A 22,304-nucleotide genomic window follows, 5' to 3' on the forward strand; every position below is an offset into this window, starting at 1 on the left:
CATCTTCAGGATACGCAGTACATGGATAAACGTTTCGAGCCCCACGCCCGTCTGGCAGCCATCATCTTTTTGTTGATCGGCTGCTTTTTCGTCTTGCGGCCCTTCCTCGCCGCCATGCTGTTTGCCGCCTGCGTGGGCATTTCCAGCTGGCCCCTGTATCTGCTCCTGCTCGAACGCCTGAAAGGCCGGCGCAACTGGGCCGCCGCCATCATGACCCTGTCCCTGATCCTGGTCATCGTGCTGCCGCTGGCCCTCGTCACCTACAATCTGGCCGACAATGTGTCGCGCATCTATGAACAGCTGCGCGCGGCGCTGGAATCGGGCGGACTGCATCCGCCGGCCTGGCTGGCCAGCATACCCGTGGTGGGCGAAACCATCGACGGCTATGTGCAGCGCCTGCTGGCTGACCGCGAGGAATTATTGAATTTGGGTAAGACCATGCTGGAACCGGCGCGCCACTTCCTCGCTTCCGGCGGCATCCTGCTGGGCACGGGCCTGGCGCAGACCAGCCTGGCCGTGTTCGTCAGCTTCTTCCTCTACCGCGACGGCCAGCAGCTGAGCCGCGCCCTGATGGCGGGCGCAGGCCGCATCATCGGCGACAGCGCGCCCGGCGTGGGCCTGACCATCAGCCGCACCGTGCGCGGCGTCATGTACGGCTTGCTGGGCACGGCGCTGGCGCAAGCGCTGGTGGCGGTGGTGGGTTTCCTGATCGCCGGCGTGCCGGCCGTGGCGCTGCTGGGCGTGGCCACCTTCATCTTTTCGCTGATTCCCGTGGGCCCGCCCCTGATCTGGGGCGGCGCCGCCATCTGGCTGTTTACCGACGGGCAGACGGGCTGGGGCATCTTCATGCTGGTGTGGGGCGCGCTGCTGATCAGCGGCGTGGACAACGTGGTCAAACCCATGCTGATCAGCCGCGGCAGCAGCTTGCCCTTCCTGCTGGTGCTGCTGGGCGTGCTGGGCGGCGTGCTGGCCTTCGGCTTCGTCGGCATCTTTATCGGCCCGACCCTGCTGGCGGTACTGTACAGCTTGCTGCAAACGTGGACGGTGGGCGAAACCACCGTGCCGCAGGGTAAGGATACGCTTACCTTGAAAAAAGATTAATCGCGCAAGTCCGCATCGAGGTCGCGTTCCTGTTTCGGGATCACCTTGATCAGCACGATGCGGGGTCCGTTCATCTTCTTGACGACGATGTCGAAGTCGACAAAGGTGATGCGCTGGCCCTGCTTTGGAATATCTCCCAGCTTGACCATGATCAAGCCGCCCACCGATTCCACGTCGTCCAGGCCCAGTTCCTCGTTTTCGATATCGATGCCGAGGATGCGTTCGAGCGAAAAGATGGGCAGGCTGGCCTTGCCGATCAGGGTGCCGTCGCTTTGCTTGAGCCAGTCGTTTTCATTGCGGCGGAATTCATCGCGGATTTCGCCGACCATGGCGCCGAGCAAGTTATCCAGGGTGATGAACCCCAGCGGGCGCTTGCCCTTTTCGCCGATCAGGGCGAAGTGGGGCGCGCCGTCGCGAAAGCGGCGGAACAGTTCCAGCGCCGGCGTGCGCGCGGAAATGACGTCGACGGGACGCAGGAACGGCGTGAGCGAGGTGATCGGCTTGCCCGCCTGCTGGGCAAAGAACAGGTCTTTCAAGTGGACCACGCCCAGCACGTCGTCTTCATTCGTGTCGAAATAAGGGTAGCGGCTGAAGCGGTTGCGCAGCACCGTGTCGAGGTTTTCTTCCAGGGTGTTGGAAGCGTGCAGGGCGATCACTTCATTGATCGGGCGCATCAGGTCCGATACCGTCATTTGTTCGAAATCAAGCGATTGCGCCAGGATGTTGCGCTCGTCGCGCGTAAATTTCTCGCCCGGCTGGCTGGTGCGCAGGATCAGTTTCAACTCTTCGGACGAATAATGGGCGTCGTGGCCGCCCTTGCCGGACAGGCCCGCCAGGCGCAGCACCCAGTTGGCGCTGGCGTTGAGCAGGTAGATGGCCGGGTACATGGTCCAGTAAAAACCGTACAGGGGAATCGCGCTCCACAGGCCGACGGCTTCCGGGTTGCGGATGGCCATCGATTTGGGCGCCAGTTCGCCCACGACGATGTGCAGGAAGGAAATCACGCTGAAGGCGACGACGAAGGACACGCCGTGGATCAGCTCTTGCGAGGTGACGCCGATGGCGCCGAACAGGGGCTCGAGCAAGCCGGCGAAGGCCGGTTCGCCGACCCAGCCCAGGCCCAGCGACGCGAGGGTGATGCCCAGCTGGCAGGCGGACAGGTAGGCGTCCAGCTGGCCATGCACCTTGGCCAGGATGCGGCCCCGCAGCCCCTGCGTCTTGGCGATGGCGCGGATGCGCGTGCGCCGCAAGGTGACGATGCCAAACTCGGCGGCAACAAAAAAACCGTTCAGCGCGACCAGGAAGAGGGCGAGCAGGACTAGCAAGACATTGTGCATGGGGGCGCTGAAGATGGGCTGTAAAAACGACATCTTAAACGACGAAGGGCGCCATAGCCTAATTTAGCCGCGCTCGCCGCCCGTGCAGGCAGGCGGGCGCGGCAGGTTTTTCACGCTTGTTCAGTCTTTGGCCGCCGTTTGCGGCCCGCCGCGCATGGCAAACACCATGACGGCCGAGACCACCGCCGGGATGGCGACGACGAGGAAAATCGTGCTGTTGGGCCAGTTCAGGCGGATCAGCTCGCCACCGAGCACGGGGCCGATGATGGAGCCGATGCGGCCCACGCCCAGGCTCCAGCCGATGCCCGTCGAGCGCAGGGTGGTTGGATAGTAGCTGGCCGCCAGGGCGTTGACGGCAGGCTGGCCGCCCACCACGCAAAAGCCGGCGATGAAGATCGTGATGAACAGGAAGGCCAGCGACACGTCCGGGCGGCCGATCAGGGCAATGGCGACTGCGGCGACGAGGAAGCAGGGCAGCAGGATGCGGCGGAAGCTGGAGCGGTCGATCAGCTGGCCCATGACGAGGGTGCCGATGGTGCCGCCCACTTGCAGGGCCGTGCCGGCCAGCACGGCGTTGGCCGTCGACAGGCCCGCTTCCTTGGCAATCGTCGGCAGCCAGTTCGACAGGAAATACAAGTTCAGCAAGTTCATGAAGTTGATGACCCACAACAAAATCGTCATCTTCGCGCGGCCGCCCGTAAACAATTGCAGCACGGGCGCGCCCTTGTGTTCCTTTTCATGCACGACATACTGGGTTGCGGCCGTGATGGTCACCGTCGGATCGATGCGCTTGAGCCATTGGGCGACTTTATCCAGCTTGCGTTTCTTCAATACCAGGAATTGCATCGATTCCGGCAGCAGGAAGAACATCAGCACGCCGATCACCAGCGGCACGACGCCGCCCACGTAAAACACGGATTGCCAGCCGAATGCGGGAATTAGCGCGGCGGACAATAAACCGCCCAGCACGGCGCCCAGGGTAAAGCCGCACGAGACGAGCATCATCAGGGTGACTTTCTTGCGCAGGGGGCTGTATTCGCCGGCCAGCGCCATGGCGTTCGGCATCACGGCGCCCAGGCCCAGGCCCGTGATGAAACGGATCAGCTGCAATTGTTCGATGGTGGTGGCCAGCGGCGTGACGAGCATGCACAGCGAAAAGAAGATGGTCGAGCCGATCAGCACGGGACGGCGGCCGAACTTGTCGGCCGTGATGCTGAAGACGAGCGAGCCGACCAGCATGCCCAGCAAGCCCGCGCCGAACACGGGCCCCAGGTTGGCCTTGCTCACATGCCAGTCTGCAATGATGGCGGGCGCCACATAGCCCATCGCCTGCACGTCGAAGCCATCCATGATGACGCACAGCCCGCACAGGATCAGCATGCCGATCTGGAAGGAACCGATCTTGTTGTTATTGATGAGATCGGGAATATCGATCGTCTTGCCTGCCGTGGACATGGTGCCGCTCCTGTTTTTTTATGGTGGTCGCGCCCTGCCGGCGAGGGAGGGGCGCGTGTTTGTCTCAGGCTTCATTACAATCGCTTTTGATTAATTATTCAAACGTTATTTTCGAATGGATTTATCAGGTTTCCTTGTGAATCTTCGGCTGGCCCTGGATGGCCGCCAGGATGACGTCGAGGGCCGGATGCATGATCTTGCGCTCGTTGGAAATGACGTAAAACTGCTCGCGCAGGGACGAGGCGTCGCCCACCAGCACGGCGCCGAATTGTTCTTCGATATCGGCCGCCAGGCTGGCGGAGGCGAAGAACAGGCCCAGGCCCTTGCGGCCGAACGCGTTGAGCATGGCGTTGTCCTCGAATTCGCCCACCACGTCGGGACGCACGCCTTGCTGCACCATCCATTCTTCGATGCGCCCGCGCAAGGCGTTGTTGCGCGCGGGCAGTAAAAAGGGGGCGCCGTGCAGGCTGTGCGGGAAATTGTCGCGATACTGGGCGGCCAGCGCGGGGATGCCGAACAGCTTCATGGCGCTCTCGCCCCACAGGTGGCTGGACACGCGCAGGCTGGCGCCGGCCGGCACCGCGCGGTCCGTCAACACCAGGTCCAGCTTGTGCAGGGCCAGGTCGGCCAGCAGGGATTCGAATTCATCTTCCAGGCACACCAGCTTGACGGGCTTGTCCAGGCTGCGCGTGGCGTCGAGCATGCGGTACGCCATTAGTTTCGGCAAGGAATCGGAAATGCCCACCGTCAGGCGCATCTTTTCCGCGTCGGTGTCGGCCAGCGCTTCCTGCATCTGCTCGCCCAGCAGGAAAATCTGGTCCGCGTAGCCGAGCGCCAGCCGGCCCGCTTCCGTCGGCACCAGGCGCCGCCCCTGCGGTTGCAGCAGCGACTTGCCCAGTTCCTTTTCCAGCAGGGCCAGCTGGGTGCTGATGGTTTGCACGGCCAGTCCCAGCCGTTCAGCCGCGCGCGTCACGCCGCCTTCCTTGGCGACCACCCAAAAGAAGTACAAATGGCGGTAATTGAAACCGGTGGTTTTCATCGCTGCATCCTCTATCTTCTGTTTTTACGAAGTAATGCTTCCATTATCTTCTATTTTTAAATGTGTCACACGTCCCTATACTACGTTCCATTGAATTTGGATAAAGGGGAACTATCGATGAAACATTTCAGAGTGTCATTTCTAGTGACATTTATCTGCCTGGGCATTTCCGCCTGGTGGGGTTACACGCACGGCGGCGTGCAGACGATGCTGGCGGCGCTCGGTATCGCGGTGATCCTGGGCGTGATGGAAGTCTCGCTGTCGTTCGACAACGCGGTAGTCAACGCCTCGGTGCTGAAGAACTGGGACAAGTTCTGGCAGGGCTTGTTCCTGGGCGTCGGCATCATCATCGCCGTCTTTGGCATGCGTCTGGTGTTTCCGCTGGTCATCGTGGCGCAAGCGGCCGACCTGGGCTTGATGGAAGTATGGAATCTGGCACTGAGCAATCCTGAACAGTACTCGATGCACCTGACGAATCACCATGCGGAAGTGGCGGCCTTTGGCGGCATCTTCCTGCTGCTGGTATTCCTGAACTTCCTGCTGGACTCGGAGAAGGAAACGCACTGGCTGGGCCGTATTGAAGAAAAACTGGGCGCGCTGGGCAAGATCTCGTCGATTTCCGTGATGATCGCGCTGGGCACCCTGATGGCCAGCCTGTCGATGATCGAAGAAGGCCAGAAACTGGTGGTGCTGACGGCCGGCCTGTGGGGTATTTTGACCTACGTGGGCGTCGATGTGGTCAGCGGCTTGCTGGAAGGCGATAACGGCGACGGCAACGTGGGCGACATCGTCAAGCGCGGCGGTATTGGCGGCTTCCTGTACCTGGAAGTGCTCGACGCCTCGTTCAGCTTTGACGGCGTGATCGGCGCGTTTGCCATCACCAAGGATGTCGTGATCATCATGCTGGGCCTGGCGATCGGCGCGATGTTCGTGCGTTCGATGACGGTGTTCCTGGTGCGCAAGGGCACGCTCGACGAGTTCGTTTATCTGGAGCACGGCGCGCACTATGCGATCGGTATCCTGGCCGTGATCATGTTGGTCAGCATGAAGTTCCACATTCCCGAGATCTTCACGGGTCTGATCGGCGTGGCCTTCATCCTCGCCTCACTGTGGTCGTCGATCCGCTACAAGCGCAGGATGGCCCTCGAAGAAGGCCGGACGGAAGCGCTGGAAGCGGTCAAGGCAGTGTAAAGAATGCGCGACAAACGACTACACCCGTTTGTCGGCAAGTTGTAGCAAGCGTCGCCGCCGGCCTGGGGAGTCAGGCCGGTGGAGGACGCCAGGTGTTTGGTCTTACACAACCCACATAGGAGTAATACATCATGGCAATCAGTCTGCAAAAAGGCGGCAACGTCAACCTGAGCAAGGAAGCCCCTGGCATTTCGAAGATGATCATCGGCCTGGGCTGGGATGCCCGCGCCACCGACGGCGCCGCGTTCGACATCGACGGTTCCGTGTTCCTGCTGAAGGCCGACGGCAAGGTTCGCGCCGACGTCGACATGATTTTCTACAACAACCTGAAATCGAGCGACGGCTCCGTCACCCACTCGGGCGACAACACCACGGGCGCCGGCGATGGCGACGATGAAACCGTCGTCGTCGACCTGGCCACGGTGCCGGCCGAGATCGACAAGATCGCCGTCTGCGTCACGATTCACGATGCCGAAGCGCGCAAGCAAAACTTTGGTATGGTGTCGAAGGCGTACGTGCGTTGCGTGAATGCCAACGGCAACACGGAAATCGCCCGCTTCGACCTGTCGGAAGACGGTTCGGCGGAAACGGCCATGGTCTTCGGCGAAATCTACCGCAATGGCGGCGATTGGAAATTCAAGGCCATCGGACAGGGTTACAAGGGCGGTTTGGGCCCATTAGCTGCCTCGTTCGGCGTCGGCGTCTAAGTCGTCAATAGCAAAGGCGGTCCGCGCTGCGGGCCGCCCCCATCATTACCTAGTTGAGGAAGGAACAGTCAGATGCCAGTTTTTACTATTACCGGGGACGTCGACCCGTTCCTGCATGTGTCGCTTGCCAAGGGCGAGAAGATTTATTGCGAATCCAATGCGATGGTGATGATGGAAACCAATCTTGAGCTGAAAGGCAAGATGACGGGTGGCATAGGCGCCGCGCTGATGCGCACCTTTGCCAACGGGGAATCGTTCTTTCAGCAGCATATCGAGGCCATGCGGGGCGACGGCGATTGTCTGCTGTCGCCCACCTTGCCCGGCGCGATGCGGGTGCTCGAGGTTGGCGCCCAGCAATACATGATCAGCGACGGCGCCTTCGTGGCGGCCACGTCTGGCGTGGAATTGAAGGTGCGCACGCAAAGCCTTGGCAATGCGCTGTTTGCCCAGAGCGGTGGTTTTTTCATCACCGAGACGGCAGGCAGCGGCCAGTTGGCGGTGTCCGGTTTTGGCGCGATGTCGATACTCGAAGTGACGCCTGGCAAGGAGGTGGTGATCGATAACTCGCACGTCGTGTGCTGGGACAACCGCCTGCAATACGAAATTTCCATGACGACCGGCAGCAGCGGCGGCTTTCTGGGTAACCTGATCAACAGCCAGACCAGCGGCGAGGGCATGGTGCTGAAGTTTTCAGGCACGGGAAAAATCCTCGTGTGTTCGCGCAACCGCGCAGCCTTCCTCGCCTGGACCCAAAGCAAGCCGGCGTAATCAAGCAGTAACCAACCAAACAGGAGCTATGCGTATGTCTGTCAATTTGAGCAAGGGCCAGAAGATTTCTCTGGACAAAGAAGCTGGTACCACCCTGACCCGTATCACCATGGGCCTGGGCTGGGATGCGGCCAAGACCAAGGGTTTCCTCGGTTTCGGTTCGAAGACGGAAGCCGTCGACCTGGACGCCTCGTGCGTCATGTTCGACGACAACAAGAGCACGTCCGACATCGTCTGGTTCCGCCAGCTGAAAAGCAAGGACGGCAGCATCGTCCACACGGGCGACAACCGCACGGGCGCGGGCGATGGCGACGACGAACAGATCAATGTCGATCTGTCGAAAGTGCCGGCGCACGTGAAGAGTCTCGTCTTCACCGTCAACAGCTTTACTGGCCAGAACTTCTCGCAGGTGGAAAACGCCTATTGCCGCATCTTGAATGCCAGCAATAACCAGGAAGTCGCGCGTTTCAACCTGTCTGTGCAAGGTTCCCACACGGCACAGATCATGGCCAAGCTGTACCGCCATAACGGCGAATGGAAGATGCACGCCATCGGAGAAAACGGCAACGGTCGCACCTTTGACGACTTGATGCCCCAGATATCCGTGCATCTATAAAGGTCTGGCCAAATCTGCTGCGCGCCGCGATTTGCGGCCTGTGATGCTCACTGTGCATTCGCACAGCTGCGCTTCTCGGCCGCAACTCGCATTCGCTCGCGACGATTTTGCCAGACTTTATTAAGGAGCAGTACGCAGCGGGCGGGGGACGGACCGGATACCGGCCCTTGTCCGCTGCTCTATATTGAAGGAGAGTATGTCGTGATGCGATTGCTGATAGCCTTGCTACTTCCGTGTCTCACGTTTTTCATGCTGGGGCGCCCGCTGGCCGGTGCCGCCGCCTTGATCTTGCAGTGCACTGTGATCGGCTGGGCGCCGGCGGCCCTGTGGGCCCTGTACACGGTGAACCAGCATAAGACGGAGCAGGAACTGGAAGGCGCGTTAAGCCGCAGCTACATGCGCAGGCGTAGTCGGTTGATCTAAATCAACCGGGCGCCAGGTATCCTTGCGCTAAGGCCCGCACGAGCGATCGTGTGGGCTTTTTTGTGCGCGCTCACTTCTTGCAGCGGATCGGCACGTTCACGGAATTGCCGTCCGAACTCAGATTGCGGTACTGCAAGTCTTCGCTTTCGATGGCGAAGCGGGGCACTGCGTGGACATAGCGCTGCTTGCAGACGGTGTCGTCATTGATCAGCTGGCCCGCCAGCATGTAGTCGCACAGGGCGAAGCGCGATTCCTCGTCGTCGAGAATCAGCACGCGCGCGGCGCTGTACAGGGCCGATTGCAACACTTCCGGGCTGCAATTTTCCGGGCCCGTCAGCTTCAGATGGGTTTTCGTCTGCGTGGCCAGCCGTTGCAGCTTGACGAGGGCGGCGCGTTCTTCCTTGCGGGCACTGTCGACGTGCACGTCTTCGCTGGCCAGGCGCAGCGCCAGCGAGGCGATCTGATCGATGGAAATGTGCCAGGCAAAGCCTTCCAGCCGCGTGCGGATCTGGCCCGGCAAGGGATCGGCCGCATCGACTTCGCAGCGGTACTGGCCCAGGTGGGGGCGGCACAGCACGGGGATGGCAAAGGCCGAGGTGCGCTTGCTCTTGACGAATTTCTGGCTCAGGTCGCCAAAGTTTTCATGCGTGATGGTATCGAAGCGGGCTTGGCCAAAGCCCATCTTGACGAGGTTTTCCTTGCGCTGGCGCGAAAACAGGGCGTCGACGGCGTCGTAGATATTCTTGTTGAAAATCCGGTCCAGCGGCTGGCGCTCGTCCGACATCTTTTCAAAGACGGCGCTGGAATTGGGCGCGTTGGCATCGATGGAAATGAGGATGAAGGGCTTGCTGTTCAGGCGCGGCGGCACGACGGCCATGTCGTTGCCGTACAGCTGCGTCAGGGCCACGTCCCACAGGGTTTCCACGCCCAGGTTGTCGGCCGCGCCGCCATCGAACAGGTGCACGTAGGACGGCGATTCGCGCGACTCGGAACCGAGTTCCGGCACGAAACTGTTTTTCGGACGGAAACGCTCGAAGGTGACGGAATCGAACACGCCGGGAAAGGCGGCCGAGGTGGCCACGGCCGTGGCCAGGCGGATATCCTGGATCGGCGAATGCAGGGTGCTGTAGAAATACTCGTAGGAAAACACCACGCGCTTGCCGCCATCCGTGGCGTCCGTCGCGTTGGCCAGGAAGATGGGGCCGCCGTGCGGCAAGTCCTGGTAGGTTTTCTTGTCGTACAGCACATCATCCAGCACGTCGGACAGGAACGAGGTGCGCGTCTTGTTCGTCAACAACATCGTCGTCAGGTTGGCGGGTTTCAAGATGGTCTGGCCAAAGAAATCCGTTTTCAGCTTGCTGCGCAGCAAGGGCCAGTCCGTCTGCTTGCCATGCAGCGCATAGTAGCCGCCCGCGATGGCGCCGCCCGAGACGCCGGAAATGGCCGAGGCGCCGCTGACGAGGCCGAACTGTTCCAGCTGTTCCAGCGAGGCGGCCGAGAAATTGGCTGCGCGGCTGCCTCCGCCGGACAGGGCGATGCCGATGAAGTGGTCGTTGGGCATGGGATTCTGGATGCGCGCCTTGGGCGCGTCGATGCGCAGGCGCGGGGTTTCCTGCACGGCAAACGTGCGGTTTTCGACGCCGCTGTTGGGGCGCAGGGCGAGTACCGTGCAGCCGCTCAGCAGCGCAACGAGGATAAATGGAGCGAACAAACGTGGATGCATGCGTGATCTGTGCGTAGTCAGGGGTTGGGATACGGACGGAAACGTGTGCGATTCTAGCAAACCCGGCAATAATCAGCTATTCAGCTATTCAGCTGATAAGCGGGCAGGACAGCGTTGCAGCGCGCGCAGGCATGGCCCGTGCGCCAGCACGCCCAGTGCCAGCGGCCACAAGCCATCGTCATTGATCTGCATCAATGGTGGAGCGTCCGCTGGCAGCAGGATCGCCAGAGCGCCTCTTGGTGGCGTAACTTAATGCCGCAGCATCACGCCGATGGCGATGCAGGCCACGATCGCCAGGCTCATGGCGAGGCTGTAGGCGACCATCAGCAGCAGCCAGCGGCAGACGGTGGCGAGTTTGCCGCTTGGATACACGCGCCACATGGCCCAGGGCAGGTAGGCCAGCAGCCAGGCGCCGAGCACGAGGCGGACCAAGTCGACGGGGATGAGGAGCATCAGCGCCATCGTGATGAAGGCGAAGGCATTCGTATGCAGGGCGAACAGGAAATGCTCGCCATAGCGCCGTCCGCTGCCCAGGTAGAGGATTTTCAGGAACAGGGCGAACAGCGGCATCAGGCAAAACATGGCGTACGGCGCGTAATGGAAAAAGCTTTCCACCACGAGTTTTTGTTTCTCGGCCGTGGGCAGTTGCTCAAAGTCTTGCCATTGGCGCGGCAGGGTGGGCGTCTGGCCCAAAATGCTGACCTGCATGGTCGACGTCTGGTTTTCCGGAGTTTGGCGGGGGCCATGGGCGCCTACCTGGGCTTGCTGGTCGTGGACGGTGAGGAACACGTCGGGACTGCTGAACTTGAGGATGGCAAAGAACAGGATGCTGAAGGTCAGGTAGACGCGCAGCGGTTCGACGTAGCGCACGCGGCGTCCCGCGAGGTATTCATTGCTGAGTGCGCCAGGGCGGAACAGCAGCAGGGCCAAGGTACGCCAGAGCTTGCCTTCGAGCGCCACATAATGGGCGACAAATTCATGCAGGAATTCGCGCGCGCTGGGCATGTGCACGGCCGTTGTCTGGCCACAGGCGCTGCAGAAGTTGCCTGGCGCATCGGTATGGCAGTTATGGCAGGTGCTGGCGGGATGCGTGCTGGATGACACTGTTTTCAAGATGGACTCTTTCCATGGCCGAAAGGTAAAGATGATCGCTCAAGGGCGCAGCATATGATGAATGAAAACAATGATAAAAGCGCATTTTTTCGCGTTCTAGTTGCTTCCGAGATACAAAATCCTGCGCCGGTCAGGCGCCACGGAAGGCAGCCAGCAGGCGTTGTTCACCGGCCGGCGTGAGGCGCAGGGCGCGGCTGTCGAGTTCGCGCTCGGCCCAGCGCTGGCGCAGGGCCAGCTGCAGCAGGGCCGCCCCCAGCGCGCCGCCCAGGTGGGCGCGCCGTTCGCTCCAGTCCAGGCAGGCACAGGCGAAGCGGCGGCGCTGGCGCTGCAATTGCGGCACGTCGATGCCCAGGGCCGCCATGCCAGCCGCGCCCGCTTCCGACAAACGATATTCTCCGCCATCGTCCAGCAGCCAGCCTTGCGTGTGCAACTGGTCATGCAGGGCGACGGCCACCGTACCGGCCATGTGGTCGTAGCAGGTGCGTGCATGGCGCAGGCGGTCCGGCGTGGTGGGCGTAAACGGCGTCGCCGCCACGCCGGCCACCACCAGCAGCGCTTCGAGGGCCTGGCCCACCTCCATGCTGGCCAGGCGGTAGTAGCGGTGCTTGCCCTGCGCCAGCATCGACAGCAAGCCATCGTCGCGCAGCCGGCTCAGATGCGCGCTGGCTGTCGAAGCGCCCACCTCGGCCAGCGCCGCCAATTCCGTGGCCGTGCGCGCATGGCCGTCGAGCAGGCTGCACAGCATGCGCGCGCGGGCCGGTTCGGCGATGGCGCCGGCCAGTTGCGCCAGTCCCATGTCGGCCGTGCGGGCTTGATGCTTGTCATCCATGATTCGTCCGTTAGCGAAGTGTTGTGGTGGAAGGGCCAGCATACTCTGCTCCCTACCTCACTGCAATGGAAGCCGCATGCCGCTCACCGATTCTGTTACCGACCCCGCCGACCCTTTATCTGCCGTCACCCACGCGGCGCCGTACGATTACTATCGCCGCCTGGCGGACGGCCCGCCGCTGCGATTCGATGCGCAGCTCGACTGCTGGCTGGCGACGGGCGCGGCCGGCGTGCGGGCCGTGCTGGAACATCCCGCTTGCCGCGTGCGCCCGACCGGCCAGCCGGTGCCGGATACTCTGGCGGGCACGCCGTGCGGCGCGATCTTTGCCGAACTGGTGCGTATGAACGATGGCGAACGGCATGCCTTGCCAAAACAGGTGCTGGCGCGCGCGCTGGGCCAGGTGGATATGGAGAGCCTGCAGCGGCGGGCGCTGCATCTTGCCGGTGACCGGGTGCCCGGCAGTGCGGACCAGCTGAACGATGCGATTTTTGAGCTGCCCCTGTTCGCCATGGCGGACTTGCTGGGCTTTGCGCCAGCGCAATGGCCGGCGCTGGCCGCCTGGACGCGTTCGTTTGTCGCCTGCCTGTCGCCGCTGAGCAATGCCGAGCAACTGGCCGGCGCGCAAGTGGCGGCCGAGGCCTTGCTGCAAAGTTTTGGCCGTCTGCTGCGCGCGGGCGACGTGAGGCCCGGCAGCATGCTGGCCGCCATCGTGGCCGAGGCGGATGCCTTGGGTTGGCAAGCGTCGGGCGGCGTGCTGGCCAACCTCGTGGGCTTGCTGTCGCAGACGTGCGACGCCACGGCCGGTTTGCTGGGCAATGCCATCGTGGCCTTGCGCGCGCAGCCGGAGTTGCCCACGCAATTGAGTGCCGCGCCCGAGCTGTGGCCGGCCATGCTGCGCGAAGTCAGCCTGCGCGATCCCGCCATCCACAACACGCGCCGCTACACGGCGGAAGACGCGGAGTGCAATGGCGTGCGCGTGCCGGCCGGGCAGATGATCCTCGTCGTGCTGGCCAGCGCCGGCCAGGCGGAGTCGGGCTTCGGCCATGGCCGCCACGCCTGCCCGGGCCAGGCCATCGCGCTCGCCATCGCCACGGCCTGCCTGCAGGCGTGGGCCGGGGCATTGGACAGCTTGCCGCTGGCGTGGCGTTATCTGCCGTCGCTGAACGCCCGCATCCCTGTCTTTAGCGCCGGAGAAACAGCATGATCGCCGTGATTTTCGAGGTCTGGCCCAGTGCCGCAGGACGCCAGCAGTACCTGGACCTGGCGGCGTCCCTGCGGCCCCTGCTCGATGAGGTGGACGGTTTCATTTCCATCGAGCGCTTCAGCAGCCTGAGCGAGCCAGGCAAACTGCTGTCGCTGTCGTTCTTTCGCGACGAGGCGGCGCTGGCGCAGTGGCGGCAGCTGGAAGCGCACCGCGCGGCGCAATCGGCCGGCCGGCACGGCGTGTTCGACGATTACCGGCTGCGCATCGCCGCCGTCGTGCGCGATTACGGCATGCTGGAGCGGCAGCAGGCGCCCGAAGACAGCCAGCGGCGCCACGATGCCTAGCCATCAGCGGGGCAGCGCGCCCTGGGTGATTTTCACCTTGACCCGGTAGGTGGGTTCGGCCGCATTCAGGGCCGGCGGCGTGGCCGGGTCGACGTCGAGCAAGGTGAACGTCAGGTGGTTGACGGTGACGGAACTGGCGGCGCCGGGCATGGAATCGGACAGGACGATGTCGGTCGTGCCCGCGCTGTTGAGCAAACTGAAACTGTAGCTGACGTAGCCTTTCCACACGCACACGGCGCCCTTGCGGCAGCGGCTGTCGTTGACGCGTTCGAGTTTCAGGGTATCGGTGGCCGTGATGGCCACTTGTTCGCCCGGCGAAAGTACATGGGTGACGCTGCGCGGCGTGTTTTCCGCGTCGCCGGCGCTGCCGGCCGCGCCGCAGCCGGCCAGCATGGCCAGGCAGGCGAAGAACAGGGGAAGCAGCACGGTGCGGTAAGAGCGGTTCAGAGTAGACATGTTTTTCCTTTCAGGTGGTGCGTCCCCGGCGTGCTTGTTCACGCGTGGGATAAAATGATAGTAACAAAATGATATTTTTCCGGCGCACTATTGGCGTGCTGCCGATGAATTGAGGCGCGAGCCACGCGGCGCGCCGATTACTGCGTAGAATGGCTGTTTTGAAAATCAGGAAACAACCATGAAAAAAACCGACCTGGCCAAAAGCGATGCCAAGAAACTGATGGGAAAGATGAATGTTCCCGGCGCCGGTGCATTCGGTAAGGAAGCGGTGGTCGTCGACCGCCGCGAACAGCGCAAGCGCGACCAGGCCCTGGGCCTGGTGCCATTCGCCGTCAAGCTGAACAGCGATCTGGTCTTGCAATTGCAGACCCTGGCCAAGGAGCGCGGCGCGGATCTGAATGAAGTCGTTGCTGAATTGATCAGCAAGGGCCTGGCTGCAGCTTAACTGGCTGCCATGTTTATCTGTTGATAAACATCAAGTAGTAAAACTAAAAGGCGCCTTGCGGCGCCTTTTACATTGCGGCATTGCTTGCGATTACACGTAGGCCGCCAGCGCGCCCTTCATTTTTTTCAGGGCCGCCACTTCGATCTGGCGGATGCGCTCGGCCGATACGCCGAACTCTTCCGCCAGCGCGTGCAGGGTGGCGCCGGAACCGTCGTCGTTGGCCAGCCAGCGCGCTTCAATGATGCGGCGCGAACGGGCGTCAAGCTTGCCCAGGGCCGTTTCCAGGCCTTCCGATTGCAGGCGCGTCACTTGTTCCGCTTCCAGCACCTTGGTCGGCTCGCTTTGCTCAGACGACAGGTAGGCGATCGGTGAAAACTTGTCGTCTTCATCGTCGGTCGGCGATTCCAGCGCGATGTCGCGGCCGCTCAAGCGCGTTTCCATCTCGATCACTTCTTCGCGCTTCACGTCCAGCAGCTTGGCCAGCGCATCGATCTGCTTCGGCGTCATCGCATCCAGGCCCGTCTTGTGGCTGCGCAGGTTGAAGAACAGCTTGCGCTGCGCCTTCGTCGTCGCGACCTTGACCAGGCGCCAGTTTTTCAGGATGTACTCATGCATCTCGGCTTTCACCCAGTGCATGGCGTACGACACCAGACGCACGCCCTGGTCCGGATCGAAACGTTTCACGGCTTTCATCAAGCCGATATTGCCTTCCTGAATCAGGTCGGCGTGCGGCAAGCCATAGCCCAGGTAGCCGCGGGCAATCGAGACCACCAGGCGCAGGTGCGACAGCACCAGTTCTTGCGCGGCGGCCAGGTCATTTTTTTCGCGCAGGCGTGTCGCCAGCGAAATTTCTTCGTCGTGGGTCAACATGGGCAGGCGGTTCACGGCCGAAATATAGGCGTCGATATTGCCCAGATTGCCAGTGAACCCGAGGCCCAGCGCATTACTTTTGGTCGGAACCAATGCGGACGTTGCGGACATCATAGTCATGTTTTCTCCCTCGTAGTCTTGCTTTGTTCCAGTTGGCCACGTCACGCGACGTGGCAGCTTGTATCGTCGTTTTTGCGTATTCGGTCTTGCACTTTGCAGATCGCGGCACCATCTTGATCTGGCGTCCATGGCGGTTCTGCTGTTGGTATGTCCCTATATTAGCACTCTCTGCTTGAGAGTGCCAATCAGCACATTTAATCGATCTGATAGCCTAAATGCTATGGCGAATGAATGCCTGATAAATATGTCTGAATAGCGATCTGAACACTGCTGCAGGCCGCTTCACGACAACGTAGCCAGTCTACGGCCTCTGGCTGAAGCGAACCTTAAGAATACTTGCTTAATATCAAGATAACAGCAGTATGGGGAGGGTGCATGGCGGCACCGGAGGCGCCGCCATGGGAAAGAAGGTCAGTTCAGGCGCGCCAGATGGCGCTGCACGCACAGGAAGGCGCCGATCAGGCCCAGGCCGGCGCTGACGGCCAGCAAGCCGGCCATCGGCAGCGGCGCCAGCGGCACCAGCTGGAATTCGGACGCATACAGGCGGGCAAACTCGGCAATCGCTGTGTTCAGCGGCTGCAAGGCCAGCGCCACGGCGCCCAGCGCCAGCGCGCCGGCGCACAAGCCCAGCAGTGCGCCCGTGTAATAGAAGGGGCGGTGGATGAAGGTGTCCGTCGCGCCGATCAATTTCGAGATGCTGATTTCATCGCGCTGCTGCATCACTTGCAGGCGGATGGTGTTGAAGACGACGGCGATCACGGCCACGCCCAGGGTAATGGCCAGCAGCAGCAGCACCAGGCGCAGCACGCCCAGCAGGGCCGCCAGGCGCTTGACCCAGGCCGAATCGACTTGCGCCGATTCCACGCCGGGCAAGTGGCGCAGCTGTTCCGCCACGGCATCGACATCCTGCGCTTCGCTGGCGCTGCTGAAGGCATCGAGTTTCAGCACATAGCTGTCGGGCAAGGGATTGTCGCCCAGGGTGCTCAGCACGTCGGCCAGGCCGTTTTTGTTTTTCAGCGAGTCCAGCGCCTGTTCGCGCGGGATGAAGACGATCTTCGCCTTTTGCTCGCCGACAATCTTGCGCATGGCGCCCGCCAGGCCCACGGCTTGCTCGCGCGGCGTATCGATCTTCAGGAAGACGCTGATTTCCGGGTCGACCGACATCTGTTCCGACATGGGGCGGACATTGTCGAGCATGGTCAAGCCGGCGAACGGCAGCGACAGGGCGATGGCGACGACGAGCACGTTCAATAGGAAGCCGCCCGGCGACTTGCGCAAGTGGATCAGCGCCGAACCGAGGGCGAAGCGATGTTGACGGAACCAGCCTCTCATGCCTGTTCTCCCGCGTCATCCCCGGCGCCGGGGGCGAAATCGGGGTCGGGCGGCGCGAACACGGGCGCTTGCGTGGCCTTGTCGATGGCCACCAGCTGGCCGTTTTTCAGGTGGATCACGCGGGCGGCGGCGTCGAGCATCTGTTCGTCATGGCTGGAAATGAGGCAAGTCACGCCCACGGAGTGAAACGCTTTCAGGGCGTCGAGCACCTTGTTGGCGCTGGCGCGGTCCAGGTTGGCCGTCGGTTCGTCGGCCAGGATGATCTGCGGCCGGTTGACGATGGCGCGCGCGATCGATACGCGCTGCTGCTCGCCGCCCGACAGCGACAGGGGACGCGCCATGGCGCGGTCGAGCAAGCCGACTTTATCGAGCGCGGCGCGCGCGCGCTGTTCGGCCGCCGTCTTGTGGGCGCCGACGACGAGCAGCGGCAGCATGACGTTGGCCAGGATGGAGCGGTCGTTGAGCAATTTTTGTTGCTGGAAGATCAGGCCCATGTTGCGGCGCAGGAAGGGCACGCCGGCCGGCTTGATCTTCGCCATGTCCTGGCCATTGACGATCAGCTTGCCCGACGTGGGGCGTTCCATGGCGGCGATCATTTTCAGCAAGGTGGATTTGCCGGCGCCGGACGGGCCCGCTAAAAACACCAGCTCGCCTTTGGCAATATTGAGGGAAATATCGCTGAGCGCCACGGCGTCGGCGGAGTATTGCTTGGAGACGTGCTGAAATTCAATCATGTATAGGCTTATCCTAGCAGCGCTTCGACAAATTCGGCAGCCACGAAAGGCTGCAAGTCTTCAATTTTCTCACCGATGCCGATGAAATACACGGGCACGGGACGCACGCGGGCGATCGCCGCCAGCACGCCGCCCTTGGCGGTACCGTCCAGCTTGGTGATCACCAGGCCGCTCAGCTGCAGGGCATCGTCGAAGGCCTTCACTTGCGTGAGGGCATTCTGGCCCGTGTTGCCGTCGATCACAAGCAGGGTTTCATGCGGCGCGCCATCCATGCCCTTGCCGATCACGCGCTTGATTTTCTTCAATTCTTCCATCAGGTGCAACTGCGTCGGCAAGCGGCCCGCCGTGTCGACCATGACCACGTCGATGCCGCGCGCCTTCGCCGATTGCACGGAGTCGTAGGCCACGGCGGCCGGATCGCCCGATTCCTGTGAAATCACGGTGACGTTGTTGCGTTCGCCCCAGACCATCAACTGTTCGCGCGCGGCGGCGCGGAAGGTGTCGCCCGCGGCCAGCAGCACGGACTGGTTATTCGACTGCATGTGCTTGGCCAGCTTGCCGATGGTGGTCGTCTTGCCGGCGCCATTCACGCCGGAAATCATCATCACCAGCGGCTTGTGGCGACCCAGCTCGAAGCGCTTTTCCAGCGGCGAGAGCAGGTCGATCAGCAGCACTTTCAGGGCGGCCTTGACGGCGGCCGCGTCGAGCAGCTTGTCTTCCTTGACCTTTTTCTTCAATTCCGTCAGCAGGAATTCCGTGGCGTCGATGCCGGCGTCCGACATCAGCAGCGCCGCTTCCAGCTCTTCGTACAGGGCGTCATCGATCTTCGCGCCGACGAACAGCACGGACAGGGTGTTCGAGGTTTTCGACAGGCCGGCCTTCAGGCGCGTCATCCACGATTTTTTCTCGGGTTCGGCTGCGACGATCACAGGCACGAGCTCGGCCGGCGCGCCGCTCAGGGGCGTGGCGGCAGGCTGCGGTGCAGGCGGCGTGGCGGCGGGAAGGACGAGGGGCTCGGCTGGTGCAGCCTCGGGAGCGATGGGTTTTTTCTTGAAGAAACTAAACATGGATGTGTGGTGGCGGGTGCTGACCTAAGGCCCGGCGGCGCCGGACACTGTGTTACGGGCTATTCTACCAGAGCGCGCCCGGCCCTTCATGCTTTACTGTTCGATTGGCAACATTGCGCCGCTATCCACGGAGATCGCCGCAGTTGCCGCGCTTTTCCGCCGGTTCAGTGGGTTTGCAGGGCGAGCGCCTGGTGGCGGCGGCGCCAGTCGGCGATGCTTTCGTCGACTTGCCGCAAGTCCAGCACATGCAAGAAGGGTGGCGGCTGCCTGGTCAGCACGGGACTGCGTCCCCCTGCCCACAATTCCATGCTTGGCGGCAAGCTTGCATGCAGTTGCTGCAGGCTGTCGCGCGTCTGCCGTTGCTTGCTGGCGCTGGAAAACGATAGCGCGACGATGTCGGCCCGCTGCGCGCGGGCGGCCGCGACGATGTCCGTCAGCGGCGTTTCCACGCCCAGCGACATGCAATGGGCGCCGGCCGCCGCACACAGCGCTTCGGCCATCAGCAGCCCCAGGCCGTGACGCTCCTGCGGCAAGGTGCTGAGGACGATGCGCGGCGAGCGCATGGACGGGCTGCTTGCTTGCGGCAGGGAAAAGATGGCGTGCCGCATCACCGTCTGCAAGGTTTCGCTATACAGATGCTCTTCGTATACGGCCAGTTCGCCGCAAGCCCACGCTTCGCCCACCATGCCGGTGAGGGGGGCGATGACGTCGATGGTGAACGCTTTCAAGCCCAGCACGGCCAGCGCCTGGCGCAGGGCGTCGCCCAGTTCCGCCATCTGGTGGCTGCGGCACAGGGCCAGGTAGTGTTCGAGCTGGGGCGCCGGCGCGGGCGGCGGCGTGCTGCCGGCGCTGGCCAGCTGCTGCAGTTGCGCGGTGCTGTGCTGCATGATTTTTCCCGGACGAAATCCGAGGTCCAGCAGGCGTTTGACCATGCGCAACTTTTGCACTTGTTCGGCCGGGTAGCTGCGCTCGCCAAAGGCGTCGCGCCGCGGCTGGGGGAAGTCGTAGCGGCGCTCCCACACGCGCAAGGTTTCCTTGGCCAGCCCAGTGTCGCGTTCGACATCGCCGATGCTGAAGGCAGGAGATAGTTGCAGGTCAGTATCCATACCAGTGGGGTTGCTCGCATGCCGAAAAGAACGTTACTGGCATTCTACGCCTTCCGCCGCCCCGTACCAAATAGCTGAATCCGATTGGATATTGCTCGCGTATAAGTTTGTGAACGACAACAGGTGCTCATTGACATAGATCAATATTTGACTGACTATCGATGCAGCTTGTTTTGTCCAGGACAAACATAACACGGGTGCACTCATGAAAATTGCCATCGTCGGAGCAGGAATCGCAGGATTGTCGTGTGCCTATCGCCTGGCGCAATCGGGCCAGGACGTCACTTTGTACGAGGCGGGCGATTACTTTGGCGGCCACAGCCATACGGTGGATGTCACGCTCGATGGCGTCACGCATGGCGTCGACACGGGTTTTCTCGTGTTTAACCACGCCACCTACCCGCATCTGGTGCAACTGTTTGACGAACTGGGCGTCGAGGCGGCCGACAGCGACATGTCGTTTTCCGTGAAGATGCCGCTGGGCGCTGCGCCCGATGCCCGCGTGCTGGAATGGGCGGGCGCCAATCTGGACACCGTGTTTGCCCAGCGCAGCAATCTGCTGCGCCCCGCCTTCCTGCGCATGTTGCGCGACATTCTGCGCTTCAACCGCCAGGCCAGCGCCCTGGCCACGGCCGCCTTGCCGGCGCCGGCCCTGTCGCTGGGAGAATTCCTCGACCTGCACGGCTATGGCGACGAATTCCGTCACTGGTATCTGTTGCCGATGGCCGCCTGCATCTGGTCGTGTCCGGCGCGCCAGATGCTGGCCTTTCCCTTGGCCACGTTCATCCGTTTCTGCCACAACCATGGCTTGCTGCAAGTGAGCGACCGGCCGCAATGGCGCACGGTGCGGGGCGGCTCGCGCGTGTACGTGGAAAAATTGCTGGCGGGCATACCGCAGCAGCGCCTGGCGTGCCCCGTGCTGGCCGTGCGCCGCCAGGGGCACGGCGGCGCGCGCATGGTCGAGCTGCATACGGCCGCCGGCGTCGAGCATGTCGATCACGTCGTGCTCGCTTGCCACAGCGACCAGTCGCTGGCCCTGCTGGGAGATATCCGCGACGACGAGCGCTCCGTGCTCGAAGCCGTGCGCTACCAGCCGAACCGGGCTGTGCTGCACACGGATGCTTCCTGCCTGCCGCAGCGCCGCCGTGCCTGGTCCGCCTGGAATTACCAGGGGCGGCCGGCAGCGGGGGAGGGCGAAGCGCCGCAAGTGTGCGTGCACTATTTGCTGAACCAGCTGCAGCCGCTGCCGTTCACCACGCCCGTCATCGTCTCGCTCAATCCGCTCGACGAGCCCGATCCGGCAAGCATCATCGACGAGTTTTCGTATGCCCACCCCGTGTTCGATGGCGCGGCCATTGCCGCCCAGACGCGCCTGGCCGGCTTCCAGGGCGCGCAGCACACGTGGTTCGCGGGCGCCTGGACGGGCTATGGCTTCCATGAAGACGGCTTGAAGTCGGGCCTGGGCGTGGCGCAAGCCCTGAATGGCCTGGCGTCGGCGGAGCTCGGCCATGCCGCGTGATCCCGCGCAGCCGCTCCGGCCGCAGCCGCAGCTGTGCCTGGGACGGGTGCGCCATGCGCGGCTGCGTCCGCGCGCGCATGCTTTTGCTTACGGCATGTTTTACCTGCGCCTGCCCTTGCGCAGCCTGGGCGCGCACGATTTTCCTGCCCGTTTGATTTCGCGCAACGGCGCCAATGTGCTGTCCTTCCGCGACAGCGACCATGGCGATGGCACGACTCCGCTGCTGGACTGGATCGACGGCTTGCTGCGCCAGCATGGCGTGGCCGACGCGGGCGGCGAAATCTGGCTGCAAACCATGCCGCGCATGTTCGGCTATGTCTTCAATCCCGTCAGTTTCTGGTTTTGTCACGGGCTTGACGGTGCGCTGCGGGCCGTGCTCTGCGATGTGCGCAATACCTTTGGCGAGCGCCATCTGTACTTGCTCGAGCAGGGCGGCGCCATCGCGTATGGCAGCGAACTGGTCGCCAAGAAAATCTTTCACGTGTCGCCGTTTTGCAAGGTGGAAGGCCAGTACCGCTTCCGTTTCCTGCGCAACAACGACCAGGATGGCGAGCGCCACCTGGCCCGGGTCGATTACGACGACCTCGACGGCCCGCTGCTGCAGACGAGCTTGTCCGGCACGGCGCAGCCGTTGCGCGATGGCGCCATCGCCTGGGCCTTGCTGCGCTATCCCCTGATGACGTTCGGCGTGATGGCGCGCATTCATTGGCAAGCCTTGCGCCTGTGGCTGCGCCGCGTGCCGTTTTTCAGCAAACCCCACCCTCCACAAGAAAAGGTGTCCCGATGAGCTCCGATTCCCTGCCGA

23 protein-coding genes are annotated in these 22,304 nt (G+C 62.5%); 11 read left to right on the forward strand and 12 right to left on the reverse strand.

The genetic code is table 11. From position 1 onward, the window contains the following. Positions 1–21 precede the first annotated feature (21 nt). On the forward strand, positions 22–1,101 hold the full coding sequence (locus O0881_RS26480) for an AI-2E family transporter (RefSeq protein ID WP_289913638.1): 1,080 nt from the start codon (positions 22–24) through the stop codon (positions 1,099–1,101). On the opposite strand, the gene O0881_RS26485 is transcribed toward O0881_RS26480, so the two are convergent. The 3 genes from O0881_RS26485 to nhaR all read right to left on the reverse strand — a co-directional run bounded on the left by O0881_RS26485 (position 1,098) and on the right by nhaR (position 4,932). Continuing rightward, on the reverse strand, positions 1,098–2,438 hold the full coding sequence (locus tag O0881_RS26485; protein ID WP_099668233.1) for a hemolysin family protein: 1,341 nt from the start codon (positions 2,436–2,438) through the stop codon (positions 1,098–1,100). The genes O0881_RS26480 and O0881_RS26485 overlap by 4 nt on opposite strands. Before the next feature lie 120 nt (positions 2,439–2,558). Beyond that, complete coding sequence (locus tag O0881_RS26490; protein ID WP_289913639.1) at positions 2,559–3,893, reverse strand: MFS transporter; 1,335 nt, start codon at positions 3,891–3,893, stop codon at positions 2,559–2,561. A gap of 124 nt (positions 3,894–4,017) precedes the next feature. After that, positions 4,018–4,932: a transcriptional activator NhaR gene (gene nhaR, locus O0881_RS26495; RefSeq protein WP_289913640.1), complete on the reverse strand. Its 915-nt coding sequence runs from the start codon at positions 4,930–4,932 to the stop codon at positions 4,018–4,020. 117 nt (positions 4,933–5,049) lie between these two features. On the opposite strand from nhaR, the gene O0881_RS26500 reads away from it, so the two are divergent. The 5 genes from O0881_RS26500 (at position 5,050) to O0881_RS26520 (ending at position 8,637) form a co-directional block, all read left to right on the forward strand. Beyond that, positions 5,050–6,123 carry a DUF475 domain-containing protein gene (locus O0881_RS26500; protein ID WP_076568380.1) on the forward strand — a complete coding sequence of 358 codons (1,074 nt, stop codon included), beginning with the start codon at positions 5,050–5,052 and terminating at the stop codon, positions 6,121–6,123. 131 nt (positions 6,124–6,254) lie between these two features. Next, positions 6,255–6,830 carry a TerD family protein gene (locus O0881_RS26505; protein WP_070222543.1) on the forward strand — a complete coding sequence of 192 codons (576 nt, stop codon included), beginning with the start codon at positions 6,255–6,257 and terminating at the stop codon, positions 6,828–6,830. Positions 6,831–6,902: 72 nt separating this feature from the next. After that, entirely contained in the window at positions 6,903–7,598 is a 696-nt protein-coding gene (locus O0881_RS26510) for a TIGR00266 family protein (protein WP_289913641.1), read from the forward strand. 34 nt (positions 7,599–7,632) lie between these two features. Continuing rightward, positions 7,633–8,214 (forward strand): TerD family protein, encoded by a 582-nt coding sequence (locus O0881_RS26515; protein ID WP_099665451.1) that lies wholly within the window; start codon positions 7,633–7,635, stop codon positions 8,212–8,214. A gap of 204 nt (positions 8,215–8,418) precedes the next feature. Then, positions 8,419–8,637 carry a hypothetical protein gene (locus tag O0881_RS26520; RefSeq protein WP_034784905.1) on the forward strand — a complete coding sequence of 73 codons (219 nt, stop codon included), beginning with the start codon at positions 8,419–8,421 and terminating at the stop codon, positions 8,635–8,637. A 70-nt stretch (positions 8,638–8,707) separates the two neighbouring features. On the opposite strand, the gene O0881_RS26525 is transcribed toward O0881_RS26520, so the two are convergent. The 3 genes from O0881_RS26525 to O0881_RS26535 all read right to left on the reverse strand — a co-directional run bounded on the left by O0881_RS26525 (position 8,708) and on the right by O0881_RS26535 (position 12,302). Continuing rightward, on the reverse strand, positions 8,708–10,360 hold the full coding sequence (locus tag O0881_RS26525; protein ID WP_289913642.1) for a patatin-like phospholipase family protein: 1,653 nt from the start codon (positions 10,358–10,360) through the stop codon (positions 8,708–8,710). A gap of 249 nt (positions 10,361–10,609) precedes the next feature. After that, positions 10,610–11,464 carry a DUF3667 domain-containing protein gene (locus O0881_RS26530; protein WP_289913687.1) on the reverse strand — a complete coding sequence of 285 codons (855 nt, stop codon included), beginning with the start codon at positions 11,462–11,464 and terminating at the stop codon, positions 10,610–10,612. A gap of 139 nt (positions 11,465–11,603) precedes the next feature. Further along, complete coding sequence (locus O0881_RS26535; RefSeq protein WP_251351060.1) at positions 11,604–12,302, reverse strand: helix-turn-helix transcriptional regulator; 699 nt, start codon at positions 12,300–12,302, stop codon at positions 11,604–11,606. A gap of 76 nt (positions 12,303–12,378) precedes the next feature. Here O0881_RS26535 and O0881_RS26540 point away from each other — a divergent pair, with 76 nt between their 5' ends. Together O0881_RS26540 and O0881_RS26545 are read left to right on the forward strand one after the other, a co-directional pair. After that, on the forward strand, positions 12,379–13,506 hold the full coding sequence (locus tag O0881_RS26540) for a cytochrome P450 (protein WP_289913643.1): 1,128 nt from the start codon (positions 12,379–12,381) through the stop codon (positions 13,504–13,506). Next, positions 13,503–13,850, forward strand: coding sequence for an antibiotic biosynthesis monooxygenase (locus O0881_RS26545; RefSeq protein ID WP_289900380.1), 348 nt, complete (start codon positions 13,503–13,505; stop codon positions 13,848–13,850). The genes O0881_RS26540 and O0881_RS26545 overlap by 4 nt, the downstream gene beginning before the upstream one ends. A 3-nt stretch (positions 13,851–13,853) precedes the next feature. Here O0881_RS26545 and O0881_RS26550 read toward each other — a convergent pair whose 3' ends face one another. Then, the gene (locus O0881_RS26550; protein WP_289913644.1) at positions 13,854–14,306 is read right to left on the reverse strand and encodes a hypothetical protein; all 453 of its coding nucleotides are present in this window, start codon (positions 14,304–14,306) and stop codon (positions 13,854–13,856) included. A 178-nt stretch (positions 14,307–14,484) separates the two neighbouring features. On the opposite strand from O0881_RS26550, the gene O0881_RS26555 reads away from it, so the two are divergent. After that, entirely contained in the window at positions 14,485–14,751 is a 267-nt protein-coding gene (locus O0881_RS26555) for a hypothetical protein (RefSeq protein WP_077399791.1), read from the forward strand. Positions 14,752–14,841: 90 nt separating this feature from the next. Here the strand turns inward: O0881_RS26555 and rpoH are convergent, their stop codons facing one another. The 5 genes from rpoH to O0881_RS26580 all read right to left on the reverse strand — a co-directional run bounded on the left by rpoH (position 14,842) and on the right by O0881_RS26580 (position 19,980). Continuing rightward, positions 14,842–15,741 carry an RNA polymerase sigma factor RpoH gene (gene rpoH, locus O0881_RS26560; protein ID WP_289913645.1) on the reverse strand — a complete coding sequence of 300 codons (900 nt, stop codon included), beginning with the start codon at positions 15,739–15,741 and terminating at the stop codon, positions 14,842–14,844. Between the two features lie 411 nt (positions 15,742–16,152). Beyond that, positions 16,153–17,073, reverse strand: coding sequence for a permease-like cell division protein FtsX (gene ftsX, locus O0881_RS26565; protein ID WP_099665445.1), 921 nt, complete (start codon positions 17,071–17,073; stop codon positions 16,153–16,155). Next, complete coding sequence (locus tag O0881_RS26570; protein WP_077399798.1) at positions 17,070–17,807, reverse strand: ATP-binding cassette domain-containing protein; 738 nt, start codon at positions 17,805–17,807, stop codon at positions 17,070–17,072. The genes ftsX and O0881_RS26570 overlap by 4 nt, the downstream gene beginning before the upstream one ends. Positions 17,808–17,815: 8 nt before the next feature. Then, positions 17,816–18,874 (reverse strand): signal recognition particle-docking protein FtsY, encoded by a 1,059-nt coding sequence (gene ftsY, locus O0881_RS26575; protein ID WP_251351064.1) that lies wholly within the window; start codon positions 18,872–18,874, stop codon positions 17,816–17,818. A gap of 164 nt (positions 18,875–19,038) precedes the next feature. After that, complete coding sequence (locus tag O0881_RS26580; RefSeq protein ID WP_289913646.1) at positions 19,039–19,980, reverse strand: MerR family transcriptional regulator; 942 nt, start codon at positions 19,978–19,980, stop codon at positions 19,039–19,041. A gap of 205 nt (positions 19,981–20,185) precedes the next feature. Here O0881_RS26580 and O0881_RS26585 point away from each other — a divergent pair, with 205 nt between their 5' ends. Then, positions 20,186–21,499, forward strand: coding sequence for an FAD-dependent oxidoreductase (locus O0881_RS26585; protein WP_289913647.1), 1,314 nt, complete (start codon positions 20,186–20,188; stop codon positions 21,497–21,499). Then, positions 21,489–22,286, forward strand: coding sequence for a DUF1365 domain-containing protein (locus tag O0881_RS26590; RefSeq protein ID WP_289913648.1), 798 nt, complete (start codon positions 21,489–21,491; stop codon positions 22,284–22,286). The genes O0881_RS26585 and O0881_RS26590 overlap by 11 nt, the downstream gene beginning before the upstream one ends. Positions 22,287–22,304 lie beyond the last annotated feature (18 nt).

Source organism: Janthinobacterium sp. SUN100 (genome assembly GCF_030397705.1).
Taxonomy (GTDB): Bacteria; Pseudomonadota; Gammaproteobacteria; order Burkholderiales; family Burkholderiaceae_D; genus Janthinobacterium; species Janthinobacterium kumbetense.

Excerpts from the sequence above, each read along its gene's own strand:
- O0881_RS26540 (WP_289913643.1), top strand. The coding sequence starts at position 12,379 with ATGCCGCTCACCGATTCTGTTACCGACCCCGCCGACCCTTTATCTGCC.
- O0881_RS26520 (WP_034784905.1), top strand. The coding sequence starts at position 8,419 with ATGCGATTGCTGATAGCCTTGCTACTTCCGTGTCTCACGTTTTTCATG.
- O0881_RS26505 (WP_070222543.1), top strand. The coding sequence starts at position 6,255 with ATGGCAATCAGTCTGCAAAAAGGCGGCAACGTCAACCTGAGCAAGGAA.
- ftsX (WP_099665445.1), bottom strand. The coding sequence starts at position 17,073 with ATGAGAGGCTGGTTCCGTCAACATCGCTTCGCCCTCGGTTCGGCGCTG.
- O0881_RS26545 (WP_289900380.1), top strand. The coding sequence starts at position 13,503 with ATGATCGCCGTGATTTTCGAGGTCTGGCCCAGTGCCGCAGGACGCCAG.
- O0881_RS26515 (WP_099665451.1), top strand. The coding sequence starts at position 7,633 with ATGTCTGTCAATTTGAGCAAGGGCCAGAAGATTTCTCTGGACAAAGAA.
- O0881_RS26555 (WP_077399791.1), top strand. The coding sequence starts at position 14,485 with ATGAAAAAAACCGACCTGGCCAAAAGCGATGCCAAGAAACTGATGGGA.
- O0881_RS26510 (WP_289913641.1), top strand. The coding sequence starts at position 6,903 with ATGCCAGTTTTTACTATTACCGGGGACGTCGACCCGTTCCTGCATGTG.
- O0881_RS26580 (WP_289913646.1), bottom strand. The coding sequence starts at position 19,980 with ATGGATACTGACCTGCAACTATCTCCTGCCTTCAGCATCGGCGATGTC.
- O0881_RS26480 (WP_289913638.1), top strand. The coding sequence starts at position 22 with ATGGATAAACGTTTCGAGCCCCACGCCCGTCTGGCAGCCATCATCTTT.
- O0881_RS26550 (WP_289913644.1), bottom strand. The coding sequence starts at position 14,306 with ATGTCTACTCTGAACCGCTCTTACCGCACCGTGCTGCTTCCCCTGTTC.
- O0881_RS26525 (WP_289913642.1), bottom strand. The coding sequence starts at position 10,360 with ATGCATCCACGTTTGTTCGCTCCATTTATCCTCGTTGCGCTGCTGAGC.
- ftsY (WP_251351064.1), bottom strand. The coding sequence starts at position 18,874 with ATGTTTAGTTTCTTCAAGAAAAAACCCATCGCTCCCGAGGCTGCACCA.
- O0881_RS26590 (WP_289913648.1), top strand. The coding sequence starts at position 21,489 with ATGCCGCGTGATCCCGCGCAGCCGCTCCGGCCGCAGCCGCAGCTGTGC.
- rpoH (WP_289913645.1), bottom strand. The coding sequence starts at position 15,741 with ATGACTATGATGTCCGCAACGTCCGCATTGGTTCCGACCAAAAGTAAT.
- O0881_RS26585 (WP_289913647.1), top strand. The coding sequence starts at position 20,186 with ATGAAAATTGCCATCGTCGGAGCAGGAATCGCAGGATTGTCGTGTGCC.
- O0881_RS26485 (WP_099668233.1), bottom strand. The coding sequence starts at position 2,438 with ATGCACAATGTCTTGCTAGTCCTGCTCGCCCTCTTCCTGGTCGCGCTG.
- O0881_RS26570 (WP_077399798.1), bottom strand. The coding sequence starts at position 17,807 with ATGATTGAATTTCAGCACGTCTCCAAGCAATACTCCGCCGACGCCGTG.
- O0881_RS26500 (WP_076568380.1), top strand. The coding sequence starts at position 5,050 with ATGAAACATTTCAGAGTGTCATTTCTAGTGACATTTATCTGCCTGGGC.
- O0881_RS26490 (WP_289913639.1), bottom strand. The coding sequence starts at position 3,893 with ATGTCCACGGCAGGCAAGACGATCGATATTCCCGATCTCATCAATAAC.
- nhaR (WP_289913640.1), bottom strand. The coding sequence starts at position 4,932 with ATGAAAACCACCGGTTTCAATTACCGCCATTTGTACTTCTTTTGGGTG.
- O0881_RS26535 (WP_251351060.1), bottom strand. The coding sequence starts at position 12,302 with ATGGATGACAAGCATCAAGCCCGCACGGCCGACATGGGACTGGCGCAA.